This window comes from uncultured Bradyrhizobium sp. (assembly GCF_947648125.1).
GTDB lineage: Bacteria > Pseudomonadota > Alphaproteobacteria > Rhizobiales > Xanthobacteraceae > Bradyrhizobium.
Window position 1 is genome coordinate 245,489 of record NZ_CANSMR010000009.1, and the last position, 16,897, is coordinate 262,385.

Annotated in this window: 10 protein-coding genes and 1 pseudogene; 9 read left to right on the top strand and 2 right to left on the bottom strand. The window is 64.0% G+C overall.

What is annotated here, in order from left to right; genetic code table 11:
• The first annotated feature begins 17 nt into the window (after positions 1-17).
• From ihpA to Q0030_RS18880, 5 genes are all read left to right on the top strand, one after another.
• Positions 18-1,289 carry a divalent metal ion exporter subunit IhpA gene (gene ihpA / locus Q0030_RS18860; RefSeq protein ID WP_298370089.1) on the top strand — a complete coding sequence of 424 codons (1,272 nt, stop codon included), beginning with the start codon at positions 18-20 and terminating at the stop codon, positions 1,287-1,289.
• Positions 1,286-2,236, top strand: a complete 951-nt coding sequence (ihpB, locus tag Q0030_RS18865; RefSeq protein ID WP_298370092.1) for a divalent metal ion exporter adaptor subunit IhpB — start codon at positions 1,286-1,288, stop codon at positions 2,234-2,236. Before ihpA ends, ihpB begins: the two co-directional genes overlap by 4 nt.
• Entirely contained in the window at positions 2,229-5,438 is a 3,210-nt protein-coding gene (locus Q0030_RS18870; protein ID WP_298370094.1) for a CusA/CzcA family heavy metal efflux RND transporter, read from the top strand. The genes ihpB and Q0030_RS18870 overlap by 8 nt, the downstream gene beginning before the upstream one ends.
• Positions 5,435-5,806 (top strand): hypothetical protein, encoded by a 372-nt coding sequence (locus tag Q0030_RS18875; protein WP_298370097.1) that lies wholly within the window; start codon positions 5,435-5,437, stop codon positions 5,804-5,806. Before Q0030_RS18870 ends, Q0030_RS18875 begins: the two co-directional genes overlap by 4 nt.
• Before the next feature lie 66 nt (positions 5,807-5,872).
• The gene (locus Q0030_RS18880; RefSeq protein WP_298370099.1) at positions 5,873-6,745 is read left to right on the top strand and encodes a cation diffusion facilitator family transporter; all 873 of its coding nucleotides are present in this window, start codon (positions 5,873-5,875) and stop codon (positions 6,743-6,745) included.
• A gap of 298 nt (positions 6,746-7,043) precedes the next feature.
• Here the strand turns inward: Q0030_RS18880 and Q0030_RS18885 are convergent, their stop codons facing one another.
• A complete protein-coding gene (locus Q0030_RS18885; RefSeq protein WP_298370102.1) occupies positions 7,044-8,477 on the bottom strand; it encodes a UdgX family uracil-DNA binding protein in 1,434 nt (477 codons plus the stop codon).
• A gap of 255 nt (positions 8,478-8,732) precedes the next feature.
• Here Q0030_RS18885 and Q0030_RS18890 point away from each other — a divergent pair, with 255 nt between their 5' ends.
• The 3 genes and pseudogenes from Q0030_RS18890 to Q0030_RS18900 all read left to right on the top strand — a co-directional run bounded on the left by Q0030_RS18890 (position 8,733) and on the right by Q0030_RS18900 (position 14,732).
• Complete coding sequence (locus Q0030_RS18890) at positions 8,733-9,527, top strand: DNA repair protein (protein ID WP_298370104.1); 795 nt, start codon at positions 8,733-8,735, stop codon at positions 9,525-9,527.
• Between the two features lie 223 nt (positions 9,528-9,750).
• Positions 9,751-11,229 (top strand): annotated as a pseudogene (locus Q0030_RS18895) (DNA polymerase Y family protein); the annotation flags it as partial.
• Entirely contained in the window at positions 11,226-14,732 is a 3,507-nt protein-coding gene (locus tag Q0030_RS18900) for an error-prone DNA polymerase (protein WP_298370106.1), read from the top strand. The pseudogene Q0030_RS18895 and the gene Q0030_RS18900, both read left to right, overlap by 4 nt.
• Positions 14,733-14,913: 181 nt before the next feature.
• On the opposite strand, the gene Q0030_RS18905 is transcribed toward Q0030_RS18900, so the two are convergent.
• Positions 14,914-15,684 carry an SDR family oxidoreductase gene (locus Q0030_RS18905; protein ID WP_298370109.1) on the bottom strand — a complete coding sequence of 257 codons (771 nt, stop codon included), beginning with the start codon at positions 15,682-15,684 and terminating at the stop codon, positions 14,914-14,916.
• 223 nt (positions 15,685-15,907) lie between these two features.
• Between Q0030_RS18905 and Q0030_RS18910 the strand changes: the two genes are divergently transcribed.
• Positions 15,908-16,444: a heme-binding protein gene (locus Q0030_RS18910; protein ID WP_298370111.1), complete on the top strand. Its 537-nt coding sequence runs from the start codon at positions 15,908-15,910 to the stop codon at positions 16,442-16,444.
• Positions 16,445-16,897 lie beyond the last annotated feature (453 nt).

The following is a 16,897-nucleotide window of genomic DNA, read 5'->3' on the forward strand; positions in this document are numbered from 1 at the left end:
TGGTCAGGTAACTGCTCATGTTTCGGAAGAAGGCCACGCGTCTTGCGTGGGCGATGGTATTTCTGTTCAGCCCGTGGCTGGCGGCCGCTTCACATTCGCAAACCCTGACGATGAGGGACGCGCTTGCGCGTGCACTTGCGGCTAGCCCCCGTCTCACCGCGGCCGAGCGGGACGTGGGGATTGCCGCCGGTCAACGCATCCAGGCAGGTGCGCTGCTCAATCCGGAAGTGTCCTACGAACAGGACAATTCCTTCGGCACTGGCAAGTTTCGGGAGACCAAATCCGCCGAAACCACCTTGCAGATCAGCCAGGCATTCGAATGGTTCGGGAAGCGAGAGGCTCGGGTTGCGGCTGGTGCGGCCGGTGTCCAGACGGCGGCGATCCAGCGTCAGGCGGTCCGGCTGGAAGTTCTCTCCGAGACTGCCATCGCATTCCTGAACGTGCTGGGTGGACAGCGCCGAATTCAGATTCTGGATGAACAGGTCGCAGCCATCGACAAGTTGACTCCGCTGCTACAGCGGCGCGTCGAGGCAGGCGCATCCTCGCCGGCCGAGACCGGCAGGGCCGAAGTGGCTTCCGCCCTGGTCAAGGCGGATCGCGAACGGCTCCGATCGACCCTCGCCGGTGCGCGGCGCGAGCTGGCAGTCCTCATGGGCGATACGGCGCCGAAATTCGCCGCCGTCTCCGGGCGGCTCGACGCCACCGGCCAGCCGCCGGCATTCAAGGCGATTGTGGCGGCGATCGACGCGAATCCGCAGCTCGTGCGCTGGACGGCTGTCTATGCGCAGCGGAACGCACAACTTCTGCTGGCACGGCTGAAGCCCTATCCGGACGTCACGATTGCTGCAGGGTGGCGGCATTTCAACGAGACCAACGACGATGCCGTCCGACTGACGTTCTCGGTGCCGATCCCAGTGTTCGACCAGAACCAAGGCAATATCCTATCCGCCCAGGAGAGCCTGGCGAAGACCAGGGCTGAGCGCGAAGCAACCCGGAACACATTGATCGTGATTGCAGGCCGGGCCTACGACTCGGTGCAGGGCTCGCTGCGGGAGCTTACGGTCCTTCGCGAAGTCGCGATCCCGAAAGCGGAGCAAGCGAGCCAGGCCATTTCTGACGGTTACAGCCAAGGCCGCTTCTCGCTCCTCGAAGTGCTGGACGCTCAGGCAAGCCTGGCTCAGGCGCGGCTGCGCGAGCAGGAGGCCTTGCAGAATTTCCACGTTGCCGTTGCGACCATCGAGGGACTCGTCGGCAATCCATTTTCGCTCGCGCGCGAGAACTCAAGATGATTCGGGCACTGATTCGATATGTGGTCTTCGTTCTGGTTGCCGGAACACTCGTTTATGCCGGCTATCGGATGCTGACACCGGCGACGACCAAGACAGCCGCGACCGAAAAGTCCGAAAAGGAAGAACATTCGGACAGCGTCGCGATGAGCGACGCCAAGGTCGCTGCCGCCGCGATAGAGCTCGCGAAGGCTGGGCCGGCCGTGCTGCACGACAGCCTGCTGCTGAACGGCATCGTCCAGGCCAACCAGGAATCGCTGGTTCAGGTCACGCCTCGCTTTCCGGGCGTCGTTCGCGAGGTTCGCAAACGAATTGGCGACCGCGTCGAAAAGGGCGATGTCCTTGCGATCGTCGAAAGCAATCAAAGCCTGACGCCTTACGAATTGAAGGCTGCTCTCGCCGGCACGATCATCGATCGCCAGACCACGCTCGGCGAATACGTTTCCGAGCAGAAGCCGGCGTTCGTCATCGCCGACCTCTCGACCGTATGGGTCGATTTCTCCGTTTACCGGCGTGACCTGGGCCGCGTGAGGGTCGGCGATAAGATTCTGATCGATCCCGCGGACGGCGGACCCAAGATTGAGACGAAGATTTCCTATGTGTCACCGGTCGGCAGCAGCGAGACCCAGAGCGCGCTCGCCAGAGCCGTCGTAGCGAATGCTGAACTGCGGCTGCGGCCCGGACTGTTCGCCACCGGCCGATTGATCCTGTCGGCGAAGAAGGTAGCGGTCGCGGTGAAATCTTCGGCGTTGCAGACCCTCGAAAACCGAGCGGTCGTGTTCGTCCGCGAGGGCGAGAAGTTCGCAGCCCGCGATGTCGAGATTGGCGAGCGCGACCCGGATTTCGCGGAAGTAACGTTCGGCGTGCTGGAAGGCGATCTGTACGCGGCCCAGAACAGCTTTATCGTAAAGGCGGAACTGGCAAAGGGAGGTGCGGAAGACAATGATTGACAGCATCCTCTGCTTCGCCATCCGTCAGCGTTGGCTGATGATGATCGGCGTCCTCGCCATGGCCGGCTTCGGTGCCTGGAATTTCACGCTCCTGCCGATCGATGCCGTTCCGGACATCACCAACGTTCAGGTCCAGATCAACAGCCGCGCCCCCGGCTACTCGCCTCTGGAAGTCGAGCAGCGCATCACCTTTCCGATCGAAACTGCGATAGGCGGCCTGCCCCGACTCGAGAGTACGCGATCGCTATCGCGCTACGGGCTCAGCCAGGTCACCGTGATCTTCAAGGACGGCACCGACATCTACTTTGCGAGGCAGATGGTCAACGAGCGGATTCAGCAGGTGCGGGATCAGTTGCCCTCCGGCATCGAGACGGCCATGGGGCCGATCTCCACAGGGCTCGGCGAAATCTACATGTACACGGTCGAGGCCAAGCCAGAGGCCCGCAAGACGGACGGAGAGAAGTATAGTCCCACCGACTTGCGCACGATCCAGGACTGGATCGTCAGGCCGCAACTGCGGACCGTTGCCGGTGTCAGCGAAGTCAATACGGTTGGTGGCTTCGAACGGCAGTTTCAGGTGCTGCCCGATCCCGCGCAACTGATGGCCTACAAGCTCGGCTTCCGCGATATCATGGCGGCACTCGCCTCGAACAACGCAAACGTCGGCGCCGGCTATATCGAGCGCAACGGCGAACAGTACCTCGTCCGCGCGCCGGGACAGGTCGCAAACCTCGACGAGATCAAGGAAATCGTAGTCGGCTCGCGAAATGGCGTCCCGGTGCGGGTATCCGACATAGCCGATGTCAGGGAGGGAACCGATTTGCGGACCGGAGCGGCAACGCTGAACGGGAAGGAGGTGGTGCTCGGTACCGCCATGCTGCTGATCGGCGAGAATAGCCGCACCGTCGCGCAGCGTGTCGCTGCAAGGCTCAAGGAGATTGCACGTTCGTTGCCCGAGGGGATCATCGCGCATACCGTCTACGATCGCACACGCCTCGTCGAGGCGACGATCGCAACGGTGCAGAAGAACCTCTTTGAAGGTGCACTGCTGGTAATCGTGGTGCTGTTCCTGACGCTTGGAAACATCAAGGCTGCGGTCGCGACCGCGTGCGTCATTCCACTATCCATGCTGTTCGCCATCACCGGCATGGTGGAGGGCAAGGTCAGCGCCAACCTCATGAGCCTCGGCGCGATTGATTTCGGTATCATCATCGACGGAGCTGTGATCATCGTCGAGAACTGCCTCCGCCTCTTGGCGGCGGAGCAACGTCGGCTAGGTCGTGTCCTGACCCGCCCGGAGCGCTTTGAGACCATTCTTGCAGGCTCGCGCGAGGTCATCCGCCCTAGCCTGTTCGGCACGTTCATCATTGCCGTCGTCTATTTACCGATTCTGACGCTCACGGGCGTCGAAGGCAAGATGTTCACGCCCATGGCTTTGACCGTGCTTATGGCGTTGACAGGGGCCAGTATCTTATCGATGACATTTGTGCCGGCGGCCGTGGCGCTCTTGGTCACGGGCAAGGTCTCAGAACATGAGAACTACCTCATGCGGGCCGCGCGCCGCATCTATGCGCCCCTGCTCGCGGCCTCGATCCGCAACCGGTTCGGCGTTGCAGTGATTGCGGTCCTGCTGGTTGTTCTCTGTGGGATCGCGGCCTCGCACATGGGCGGTGAGTTCATTCCCAGCCTCGACGAATTGGATGCCTCGGCGGAGGTGGTCCGCATCCCCAGCGTTAGCGTGACTCAATCGGTTGCGATGGAAGCGATGCTTGAGAAGCGATTGCTCAAACTTCCCGAGGTCAAGGAGGTATTCGCTCGCACCGGTACGGCGGAGGTTGCGACCGACCCGATGCCCCAGTCCAACTCGGACAACTACATCATGCTGAAACCGAGAAAGGAGTGGCCCGATCCTGCCAAACCGAAGGCCGCTGTCGTTGCGGAAATCCAGGCGGCGGCGGAGGACGTCCCCGGCAACGCCTATGGATTCTCACAGCCGATCCAGCAGCGCATGAACGAACTCATCTCGGGCGTGCGGAGCGATGTCGCCGTCAAGATATTCGGCGATAATTTGGACGAACTGATCCAGGCCGCAGGCCGGGTCCAGGCGGTCTTGCAGAAAGTGGAGGGGGCGGCTGACGTGAAAGCTGAGCAAGCGACAGGGTTGCCCGTGCTCACCGTCCAACTCAACCGCCAAGCTCTATCGCGTTACGGAATCAACGTCGCCGACGTTCAGAATCTCGTCGAAATGGCCGTGGGCGGCAAGAACGCCGGCCGCCTGTTCGAGGGCGATCGTCGTTTCGACATCGTTGTTCGACTACCGGAGAATCTGCGCTCGGATATCGATGCGATCAGGTCGTTGCCGGTACCGCTCCCCCCCATCGAAAGCCAGGCCAAGGTGACGACGGCGCTTTGGGGCAACTCGCCGCTCGCTCAAATCCGCTACGTGCCGTTGTCGGAGCTTGCCCAGGTCGAGCTGAAGCCGGGCCCCAACCTGATCAGCCGCGAGGACGGCAAACGGCGGATTGCGGTGACAGCGAATGTCAGGGGGCGCGATCTCAGGTCCTTCATCGCTGATGCTCAAAATCGGGTGACGGAGAGCGTGAAGCTGCCGCCGGGCTATTGGATCGGATGGGGCGGCCAGTTCGAGCAGCTCATCTCTGCAACACAGCGCCTGACGATCGTCGTGCCGCTCGCGTTGCTTTTGATCTTCCTGCTGTTGTTCATCAGCCTCGGATCGATGCCCGATGCCCTCCTTGTGTTCAGTGGTGTGCCGCTTGCCCTGACGGGTGGCGTCGCGGCCCTCTTGTTACGGGGCATTCCGCTCTCGATCAGCGCTGGAATCGGCTTCATTGCGCTTTCGGGCGTCGCGGTACTTAACGGTCTGGTCATCATCACGTTCATCGAGAAGCTGCGCCGGGAAGGACGGCCGCTGGTGGACGCGGTTCGAGAAGGCGCGCTCACGCGACTGCGGCCGGTTCTGATGACCGCACTCGTTGCCTCGCTCGGCTTCGTTCCAATGGCGATCGCAACCGGTGCCGGCGCAGAGGTCCAACGGCCGCTGGCGACCGTCGTCATTGGCGGGATCATCTCGTCGACCATCCTCACCCTGTTGGTGCTGCCGGCGCTCTACGTTTTGTTCAGGCGGGAAGAGCCGTCCAACTCGCAATCGAATTTATCCGCTCGGGAAGGAGCCATGTCATGAAATACCTGCTGTTGCTGATCGCAACCATCTTGTTTGCTGCACCGGCTTCTGCTGAGGACTACGAAAAAGGGCCGAACGGCGGGCTGATGCTCGACGTGGCCGGCATCGATGCCGAGCTTCTGACGTCGGGTAACACGGTCACCATCAACGTTTTCGAGGCTTTCAAGGCGAAGCCGGTATCGACCAAGGGGTATGTCGGCGCCGTATTGATAGCCGGCGGACAGAACCGCGAAACAGTCACTCTTGCCTCCCAAGGCGAGAACTCGCTGAAGGGCGAGGCGAAGAATCCGATCCCGACCGGTGCGACGATTACCCTCACGATCAAGACCGCCGAAGGGAGGTCGGGCCAAGCTAAGTTCAAGAAGTAGGCTCGGGCCGGGCCGGCGAACCGAGCCATTCCGCGGCCGAGGCACGACGTGAAGCGAGGAGTGTGAATGACGAAGACCGATACGGCCGGAGCAGTGCGCTACCGCGTCACGGGTATGGATTGTTCGGCCTGTGCCGCCAAGATCGAGGCCACGGCGCGTTTGGTGGCAGGCGTGCGGGATGCGAAGGTTTCAATCGCATCTCAGGAGATGACGCTCCGGACGGAAAACGGGACGGCTCCGCTGCCCGAGGTCGAGCGCTCTATCATGGGGCTCGGCTACAGGCTTGCGCGCATCGATGCAGACGAGGACGACGGCAAGGTGCCGGACCTCTCGCATGTGTCGCCGGCCTACAAGCGTGCGCTTTGGATCGTGGTTGTGTTGAATGCCGGTTATGGCGTCATCGAGATCGTCGGCGGGTTCCTGGCCGGCTCGCAGTCGGTGAAGGCCGATGCGCTCGATTTCATCGGCGATGGAGTAATCTCGTTTCTGGGACTGATCGCGGTGGGCTGGGGATTGGCGGCGCGCGCCAAGGCCGCTTTGCTGCAGGGAATCTTCTTGGGCATTCTGGGAGTGGGAGTTCTTGTCGCGACGGCCTATCGCGTGGTGGTGCAGCATGAGCCGGAAGCTCAGCTGATGGGAATACTTGCCCTCGTTGGACTTGTCGTGAACGTGATGGCTGCGTTGGTGCTCCTTCCGCACCGGCACGGGGACGCTAACGTGCGTGCGGTATGGCTGTTCAGCCGCAACGATGCCATCGGTAACGTTGCGGTCGTGATCGCCGCACTGCTGGTTGCCTGGACGCAAACGCCGTGGCCCGACTTGGTCGTGGCGGTCGTCATTGCTGCTCTGTTTCTGCAGTCGTCCTTCGCCATCATACGGGACGCACGAAACGACCTGAGCAAGGCCCCGTCGGCCAATCCTCAGCAATCAAAAGCTTAGAAGATATTTGCAAGTCTCGACCCGGACGCCGGCGACGCTAGTCACCAGTCATCCGGTGAGCGCTGCGGACGAGTGAGGAGGGGAGGGTTGCGAGACGAGGTGGCGCGCCGCACGATTGGGGCTAGCAAACCGCGCAGCGCGCCCGCCTCAGGGTACGCCATGGCGTGAACATGACGCCCGATACCTGCGGAACACGTCACCGTACCACGGATCAATTAAAGGTTGTAGGTATTTGTCCGCGTCCAAAAACAATTTCACGTTGAAGTGTGGTTCCCCGGTTCCGCCGGTTTTGCGCAACTCAGGCCGCGCGGGCTGAATTCCGCAACTGATCTGCGGCAATTTTCAGGTCGTCGATAAAGCGCTGATATTCCAGCGCTTTGGCTTTCTCGTCGGGCAGCCGCAACAGATAGGACGGGTGCACGGTGACGAGCACCTTGGTTCCGTCGTGATCGATCAGGCGGCCGCGGTTCTTGTTGATCGGGGTGATCTTGCCGAGCACGCTCTGTGCTGCGGTGGCGCCGAGCGCCACCACGAGTTCCGGCCTGATGGTGGCGAGCTCGCGTGCGTACCACTGACGGCAGGCGCGGATCTCCGGCGTGCCCGGCTTCTGGTGCAGCCGGATCTTGCCGCGCGGCACGAACTTGAAGTGCTTCACCGCGTTGGTGATGTAGACCGTGGCGCGCGCGATGCCGGCGTCCTCAAGCGCGCGATCGAGCATCTGCCCGGCCGGTCCGACAAAGGGATGGCCTGCGAGATCTTCCTTGTCGCCGGGCTGTTCGCCGACCAGCATCAGCATCGCGCCTTGCGGTCCTTCGCCGAACACGGTCTGGGTGGCGTCCTTCCATAGCGGGCAGGCGCGGCAGTCGGCGGCCTCGTCGCGCAAGGCAGCGATCGTGTCGCGAGCTTGCGTGTCGTGAGTTTGCTTGCGGACCATCGGCTCATCCTGCGGCTTCCTCGGCTCCGTCGCCTTGCGTGCGATGAAGGGGCCGCTGGTCATGCGCATGGCGTCTTCGATCAGCGGCTTAATGATCGAGTCCTCGGGCAGGTTCCTCCAATAGGCCTGCGGCGTCTCCATCACTTTCAGCCGTGCGGGATTGAAGAGGCCGTTGTCATGACGCCGCCAGGCCTCCTCGAGGCGGTCCTCGCTCGGCACCTCGGATTTGGCGACGCCTGGCGAGATCGAGATCGCGTGCCCGTCCCAATGCGCGCAGACGTCGGGGGTCAGGATCGACCACGGCATGTCGGCGAAGCGGCCGGCGAAGAAGGGGGCGGCGAATTCGACGATGCGATGCTCCGGCTCGAACCAGGCGACGTAATGCGCCGTCCGCTCGCGGCCGATCTCGCGGAAGCGGAGCTGCGCGTGCATCCTGTCGATATCGCCATAGACCGCGCGCGCCATCGCGTGGACCTCGGCGACGTCAGGATCATCAGTCGCGCTGAGCAGATCGTGACGGCTGCGCAGCCGCCATAGCAGGCGATAGAGCAGGGCGAAGCGCTCGTCATTGCGATGCAGGATCGCGGTCTTTGCGAGCTCGACGAACACGGCTGTCACGTTGAACCGCGCCTGCGGCGCATCGGGCAAGTCATTCACGCAGGAGGCCGACGACAGTTCGTCGTCCTTGCGTACGGTCCACGTGACCTCCGCGGGCTTCACGTCATTCAGCGCCAATCGCCGCGCGGCCTTGCGCCAGCCCTCGAAATCGGTGTCGTTGTCGAGCACGATGATACGCATGCGATTGCTCCGTTTCCGTCACGCCGCCATTTTCGGGGCCTGCCGCGCCTGACTTGCGGAAGATCAGGTCCATCCGGTTTGATGGCTGATGCATCCCATTGATTCAACTCATGAATCGATGAGTTCACCAATCCGATTGACTCCGCGGGCCCTGTTAGCTTTATATTAGAACATATCATGAACAAATGAGCCAGTCCCTGGTTCTCTGTTCAGGTCAGTGACGGCCTCAAATTTTGGTTGGGAAGGAGCGGCGCAATGAACGGCGCACGCACGGGTACGCTTGCGTCTCTGCGCGGCAGCATCGCGCGCATCGAGGCGCCATCGGAGGCGGCGATGCCGAACCGCATCGCGCTCGGACACACGAGCGCGGACGCGATGCTGCGCGGCGGACTTGCGCCGGCCGCGCTGCACGAGGTGTTTGCGGCCGGCCATCAGGGCGGCGCGGCGACCGGTTTCATCGCCGGGCTCGCCGGACGGGTGTCAGCGCGCAAGCCGCTGGTCTGGGTGCGGCAGGATTTTTCCGATCGCGAAAACGGCGCGCTGTCGATGCGCGGGCTGGCCGAGCTCGGCCTCGATCCGCGCCTCTTGGTCACGGTGCGCGCCGCCGATGTCGACAGCGGCCTGCGCACCGCGGCCGACGCGCTCGCCTGCGATGCGCTCGGCGCTGTTGTCCTCGAGATCTGGGGCCACGCGCGCCAGCTCGATCTCGTCGCCAGCCGCAAATTGACCTTGGCCGCGCAAGCCTCCGGCGTCACCGCGCTGGTGCTGCGGATCGCGGCCGCCCCGATCCCCTCGACCGCGGAGACGCGCTGGATCGTGCGCGCGGCGCATTCGCCGCCCGGCAATGCGGCCTGCGCCTGGGGCGCGCCGCGCTTCGAGGCCGAACTCGTGCGCAATCGTCATGGCCCGGTTGGGCGATGGATCATGGAATGGAAATGTGATGAGTGCCAATTCAGTGAACCGTCGGCGTATCCTCAGCCTGTGGCTGCCGCGCCTGCCCATCGACCGCATCAAGCGCAAGCTCGCGCAGGACATCGCCTCGCAAGCTGAGACGCATGCCGTTGTGCCAACCGACACACGGGCGGTGGTAGGGCTCCCTCTCCCGCTTGCGGGGGAGGGTTGGGGTGGGGGTCTCGCCACGAGTCCCGCTGAGGAGAGAGCCCCCACCCGGATCGCATCTCGCGATGCGATCCGGCCTAAGAGCGAGCTTCGCTCGTCTCGACCCCCGCAAGCGGGAGAGGCGAAGAAAGAGCTTCGGTTCTCACGAGAACTTCCCAGCGTCGTGGTCGCAAAAGACCACAACGCGATCCTGCTGCACGCGATCGACGAGGCGGCGGTGCGAGCCGGGTTGTCGATCGGGCTGCCGCTCGCCAATGCGCGGGCGATTTGCCCGGAGCTTACGGTCTACGACGCCGATCCCGCGGCCGATCTGAAGACGCTGAACGACATCGCCGACTGGTGCGACCGCTTCACGCCGCTGGTCGCGCTCGATCCGCCTTACGGGCTGTTCCTCGACATCACCGGCTGCGCGCATCTGTTCGGCGGCGAGCGCGCGCTGCTGCAGATCGTGACCGATGCGCTGAACCGGCGCGGCTTTGCCGTCAGTGCGGCGATTGCCGGCACCTCGATCGCGGCGCGCACGCTGACGCGCACCGCCTCGGGGCAGATCATCGCCGATGGCGCGGAGGCGGAGGCGGTCGGCCCGCTGCCGGTGTCGGCGCTCGGCGCCGATGCCACTGTCACCACCGGCTTGCGCCGCGCCGGCCTGAAGACCATCGGCGACGTCGCCTCGCGCGCGCCGCATGAGATCTCGGCGCGGTTCGGCTCGGCCTTCACCACCTTGCTCGGCCACGCGCTCGGGCAGGGCGATGCCCCGATCAGCCCACGCAAGTCGCTGCCCGATTACATCGTCGAGAAGCGTTTCCCCGAGCCGATCGCGACCGACACCGTGATCGCGCTGACGCTCTCAAGCCTCGCCAAGACGCTGGTCGCGGCGATGGACAAGCAGGGCAAGGGCGCGCGGCAGCTGGAAGCGAGTTTCTTCCGCACCGACGGCGCGGTGCGCGCGATCATGGTCGAGACCGGGCGGCCGGTGACGCGGCCGGAGATGATCGACCGCCTGTTCCGCGAGCGGCTCGATGCGCTCAACGATCCGCTCGATCCCGGCTTCGGCTTCGATCTCATCCGCCTCGCCGCGGGGCGTACCGAGATCGTGGTGCAGCAGCAGCGCGATCTCGACACCACAGTGCACGACAATGACGAGATCTCGGCGCTGATCGACCGCATCGCCGCCCGCATCGGGGGCAAACGCGTCGTCGTGCACCTGCCGCTCGAGAGCCACATCCCCGAACGCGCTGCGCTGGCGTTGCCGGCGCAGCATCATCTGGCCGCGGCGAGCGTGGCCGCCTGGCCGGACCGCGTCGCCGGCGAGCCGCCGCTGCGACCGCTCAGGCTGTTCGAGCGGCCCGAGCCGATCAAAGTGCCGTTCGCGAGCGTGCCGGACGGCCCGCCGCACCAGTTCACCTGGCGGCGCGCCTTGCATGCGGTGGTGCGGGTCGAGGGGCCCGAGCGCATCGCGATGGAATGGTGGAAGCAGGACGGCGCGTCGCTGACGCGCGATTACTTCCGCGTCGAGGACGCCGAGGGCCAGCGCTTCTGGATCTTTCGCGACGGCCTCTACGAGAGCGAGCTGCGCGACGAGGAAGGCAAGCCGGTCCCGGCCAGCTGGTATGTGCACGGGCTGTTCGCATGAGCGCACCTCCGCCCGATTATGCCGAGATCGGCATCACGACCAATTTCTCCTTCCTGCGCGGCGGCTCCGATCCGCGCGCCTATGTGCATCAGGCGAGCGAGCTTGAGATCCCCGTGATCGGGCTCGCCGATCACAACACGCTGGCCGGCGTGGTGCGCGCCTGGAAGGAACTCGACAGCGAGAAGGTCGCCCATCCGCCAAAGCTTCTGATCGGCGCTCGCATCGTCTTCATCGACGGCACGCCCGACATCCTGGTCTACCCGCGCGACCGCGCCGCCTACGGCCGGCTGTGCCAGCTGCTCACCCGCGGCAAGCGCGGCGATGACATCATGCGTGTCGAGAAGGGCGACTGCCGGCTCACTCTGGCCGATCTCATCGACTTCGCCGAAGGTCAGCTCCTGGTGCTGGCGCTGCCGCATCGTTTCGAGACGGCTGACGCGATTGATCTGCTCGCACGATTGCAGGCGAGCGCAGCCGACGGCGTCTGGCTTGCCGCAAGCCTGCTCTATCGCGGCGACGACAGGCGCCGTCTCGCGCGGCTGCATGGTCTTGCCGCCGATGCCGGTGTGCCGCTGCTCGCCACCAACGAGGTGCTCTATCACCATCCCGCGCGCCGCCCGCTACAGGACGTGCTGACCTGCATCCGCGAAAAAACCACGATCGAGGCGGTCGGCCGCAGGCTCGAGGCCAATGCCGAGCGACATCTCAAGCCGGCGCATGAAATGATCAGGCTGTTCCGCGATCTGCCGGACGCGATCGCGGAGACCATGCGCTTCGCCAAACGCATCTCCTTCTCGCTCGACCAGCTCAAATACCAGTATCCGGACGAGCCGGTGCCGCCGGGCAAGACCGCGCAGCAGCATCTGGAAGACCTGACCTGGGCCGGTGTCGACAAATATTTCGGCGGCGAGATCGACGAAAAACTTCGCGCCACCCTGAACAAGGAGCTCGCGCTGATCGCCGAGCTGAAATACGCGCATTACTTCCTCACCGTGCACGACATCGTGCGCTATGCGCGCAGCCAGAACATCCTGTGCCAGGGCCGGGGCTCGGCGGCGAATTCGGCGGTCTGTTATGTGCTCGGCGTCACCTCGGTCGATCCGACCAAGGTCGATCTGCTGTTCGAGCGCTTCATCTCCAAGGAGCGGCTGGAGCCGCCCGACATCGACGTCGATTTCGAGCATTCGCGGCGCGAGGAGGTGATGCAGTATGTCTATCGCCGCTACGGCCGCCACCGCGCGGCGATCATCGCCACCATCATCCATTATCGCCCGCGCAGCGCGATCCGCGATGTCGGCAAAGCGCTCGGGTTGACCGAGGACGTCACCGCGGCGCTCGCCGACACCGTGTGGGGCAGCTGGGGCAAGGGCCTCAACGACATGCAGGTGCGGCAGGCCGGGCTCGATCCGAAGAACGCGATGATCAACCTCGCGGTCGAGCTCGCCACCGAGCTGATCGAGTTTCCACGCCATCTCTCGCAGCATGTCGGCGGCTATGTGCTGACGCAGGACCGGCTCGACACCTATGTGCCGATCGGCAACGCCGCGATGGACGACCGCACCTTCATCGAATGGGACAAGGACGACGTCGACGCGCTTCATATGATGAAGGTCGACGTGCTGGCGCTGGGCATGCTGACCTGCATCCGCAAATGCTTCGACCTGATCGATGACCACAAGGGCGAGCACTGGGAGCTCGCTTCGGTCCCGCAGGACGAAGAAGAAGTCTACGACATGCTGTGCCGTGGCGAGTCGCTCGGCGTGTTCCAGGTCGAGAGCCGCGCCCAGATGAACATGCTGCCGCGGCTGAGGCCGCGCACCTTCTACGATCTCGTTATCGAGGTCGCGATCGTCCGCCCGGGGCCGATCCAGGGCGACATGGTGCATCCTTATCTCAGGCGCCGGAACAAGCAGGAGCAGGAGATCTATCCGGCTCCGTCGCCCGAGCACGGCTCACCGGATGAGCTCTACAATGTTCTGCACAAGACGCTCGGCGTGCCGCTGTTCCAGGAGCAGGCGATGCGGATCGCGATCGAGGCGGCCCATTTTACGTCGGAGGAAGCCAACTGCCTGCGCCGCTCGATGGCGACCTTCCGCAACCTCGGCACCATCGGCACCTACGAGGAGAAGCTGGTCGGCAACATGGTGGCGCGCGGCTACGATCCGGATTTCGCCCGCAGCTGCTTCGACCAGATCAAGGGTTTTGGCAGTTACGGCTTCCCGGAAAGTCATGCCGCGAGCTTTGCCCAGCTCGTCTACATCTCCTCATGGCTGAAACACCATCATCCCGATGCGTTCTGCTGCGGCCTGCTCAACTCGCAACCGATGGGCTTCTATGCCCCGGCGCAGATCGTCGGCGACGCCCGCAAGAACGGCGTCACGGTGCGCGAGGTCGATGTCTCCTTCAGCTTTGCGCAGAACACGCTGGAGGAGAAGGTCGGCGATCATTGCGCGGTGCGGCTCGGCTTCCGCCAGATCGACGGCTTTCATTGGCTGGATGAGGACGAGGAGCGGTTGAAAGCTCTCCAGTCGTCATTCCGGGGCACACCTGTGCTCCCTCTCCCGCTTGCGGGGGAGGGTTGGGGTGGGGGGGTCTCCACGAGTCCCACTGAGGAGAGAGCCCCCACCCGGATCGCATCTTTCGATGCGATCCGGCCTCCCCCGCAAGCGGGGGAGGCGAAGCAAGAGAAAGACTGGGCCGACCGCATCGTCGCGGCGCGCAGCCGCCGGCCCTTCGCCTCGCTGGAAGATTTCGCCCGCGATACCGGCCTGCCCAAGCGCGCGCTGATCCTGCTCGCCGATGCCGATGCGTTCCGCTCGCTCGGGCTCGATCGCCGCGAGGCGCTGTGGGCGGTGCGCCGGCTGCCCGACGACGTGCCGCTGCCGCTGTTCGAGGCCGCCACCGCGCGCGAGCAGCCGGATGAGGGCGCAAAACCGCTGCCGGAGATGCCGCGTCCCGAGCAGGTGGTCGCCGACTATCAGACCATCCGCCTGTCGCTGAAGGGCCATCCGATGGAATTCTTGCGCGAGATGTTCACCAGAGAGCGCGTCGTCGCCTGTCACACCATCAACCGCAGCAACGACCGCCGCCGCGTCAGCTGTGCCGGCGTCGTGCTGGTGCGGCAGCGGCCGGGCAGCGCCAAGGGCGTCGTGTTCATGACACTGGAGGACGAGAGCGGCATCGCCAACATCGTGGTGTGGCCGAAGGTGATGGAGCAGTACCGCAAGGAAGTGATGGGTGCGCGCCTGATCCTGGTCGAGGGCTATATCCAGAGCAGCCCCGAAGGCGTGACGCATCTGGTGGCGCAGCGCATGACTGACCGCTCCCACGATCTGATCGGCCTCGCCAACGAATCCCTCAGTCGCAAGCATCCGGTGCCGGCGGGCCCGGCGCTGATCGAGCCGCTCAACGACATCAGCCGCGATCACGGCGACAACCCGCCGCAAAGGATCCGCCACCCCCGCAATGTCCGCATCCTGCCGCCGTCAAGGGATTTTCATTAGTCGTCGTGCGATGACGGCAGCTGCCAAGCCAGCTATCTCCCCAACGTCGTCCTGGCGAAAGCCAGGACCCATAACCACCGCGCTTTGTTGTTGCAGGGATCGTGGCCCTAGCGTCGCGCAGCACTTGGCAGTTGGGGTAATGGGTCCTGGCTTTCGCCAGGACGACGGCGAAGTGTTCCCTCTAAAAATTCACCCGGTTCGAGATCGCGCCGTCGACGACGAGATTCGAGCCTGTCGTAAACGAGGAGGCCGGGCTCGCCAGAAACACCGCAGCGTTGGCGATCTCCTGCGGCGTCGCCATGCGGCCGGTCGGGTTGCGGGCCAGCGCGTCCTGATAAATCTTCGGCGTGTTCTGCTCGACCATGTTCCAGATGCCGCCCTTGAAATACACGGTGCCCGGCGACACCACGTTGACGCGGATTTTCTTCGCCGCGTATTGCCGCGCCAATCCCTTCGCCATGTGCACCAGTGCCGCCTTGATCGGACCGTAGGAGCCGGCGCGATCCGCTTGCGCTGCCGAGATCGACGAGATGATGATGAAGGCTGCGTCGCCGGTTGTTTCGCCGCTCGCTTCGAGGAACGGGCGTGCTGCCTCGAACGCGTTCACCGCGCCGAGCACGTCGAGTCGGAAATTCTGCTCCCACGACGCCGGATCGCCGCCTTGCGCCATCGCGCCTGCATTGGAGAACATCATGTCGATGCTGCCCAATTCGGTTGCGGCATCGGCAATCCACGATGTCAGCGCCGCGGCGTCGGTGATATCGACGGCCGCGCCGGTGACGCGCACGCCGGCTGCCTTCAGTTCGGCAACGCTGGAAGCAACCTGCTCGGCATTGCGCGCACAGACCGCCACGCCGACGCCTTCACCCGCCAGCGTCGCCGCAATGGCCCGCCCGATGCCGCGCGTGCCGCCGAGCACGATGGCGTTTCGTCCCTTCAAACCCAGATCCATTCGGATGTCCTTTCTCATGCGCGCGGACTGTAGCGACCGTCGCAGCATTGCGCGACCTCGATATTCCCTCGCGTCACGCGATTTTCATTGTAGCCAAGCGAATATCGCGGTGCACCCAATCCGATCCCGCCTTGTGCGCTGCGGATCAATTGCTATCGTCCCGCCGCCCCGGGTCATCGCATTGGGGCGTCTGAAAACAACAATCAAACAGGGAGACAATGACATGCGTTATTTCACTGCGCTCATCTGCGCGGCATGGGTCGTGCTCGCTACCGCCACCGGCGCGTTGGCCCAGGTGGCGCCCAATCCCGACAATCCGAACGACGTCGTCGCCGATGCCCTGACGCCGCCGCCCTACGGCGAACCGATCAATCTGGAGACCGCCAAGAAGGTCGCGGCCGCAGCCGTTGCCGAGACGCAAAAGCGAAACTGGAACGCGTTCTGCATCGCGATCGTCAATCCGAGCGGCGATCTCGTCTATTTCGAGAGGCAGGACAATTGCCAGTATGCCTCGGTCGGGGTCTCCCAGCACAAGGCGCGCACCGCAACCCGCTATCGCCGCCCCACGCTGGTGTTCGAAACCCTGATGGGCAAGGGACCCTACTTCTCCTACCTTGCAACCCTTGACGACGTCGTCGCCTCGCGTGGCGGCAATCTGCTGATGGTCAACGGCAAGATCGTCGGCGCCATCGGTGTCAGCGGCGGCTCCGGCGCGCAGGACAACGTGATCTCGCTCGCCGGCCAGGCCGCGCTGAAGTGATCTAGTGGCGGGACGCTTCTGCCGGAGTATCGGTCCGGCAGAAGTCCCTCACGAGAATTGTAGGATGGGTAGAGCGAAGCGAAACCCATCAATTTCCATCCGGGCTCCCATGATGGGTTTCGCTGCGCTCTACCCATCCTACGAACCGCCAATAATTTGTTCGGCTTTTCAGAATTAAACTTGACGCCGCACCCAACTCAGATGTTCAATGCACCTCGTCTCGCCCGGCACGAGGGGCGCTTCGCGGTCGTCACGAACGCGGGTCGAGATGCGGTGGACGCCGATGGCGCAACTGACGAGTGCGCATGAGGCGGACGGCGAAGTCGTGTGGTCCTGACGCCCTAGCGGCAGGTGTCTTTTCACAAAACGCTGACGCGTCTTGTGAAGGCGGTGACAAGCAAGCCCAGTCTCGCCGGGGAGAGCACGAAGTAAGCCGTAACCCATCGCGCAGGG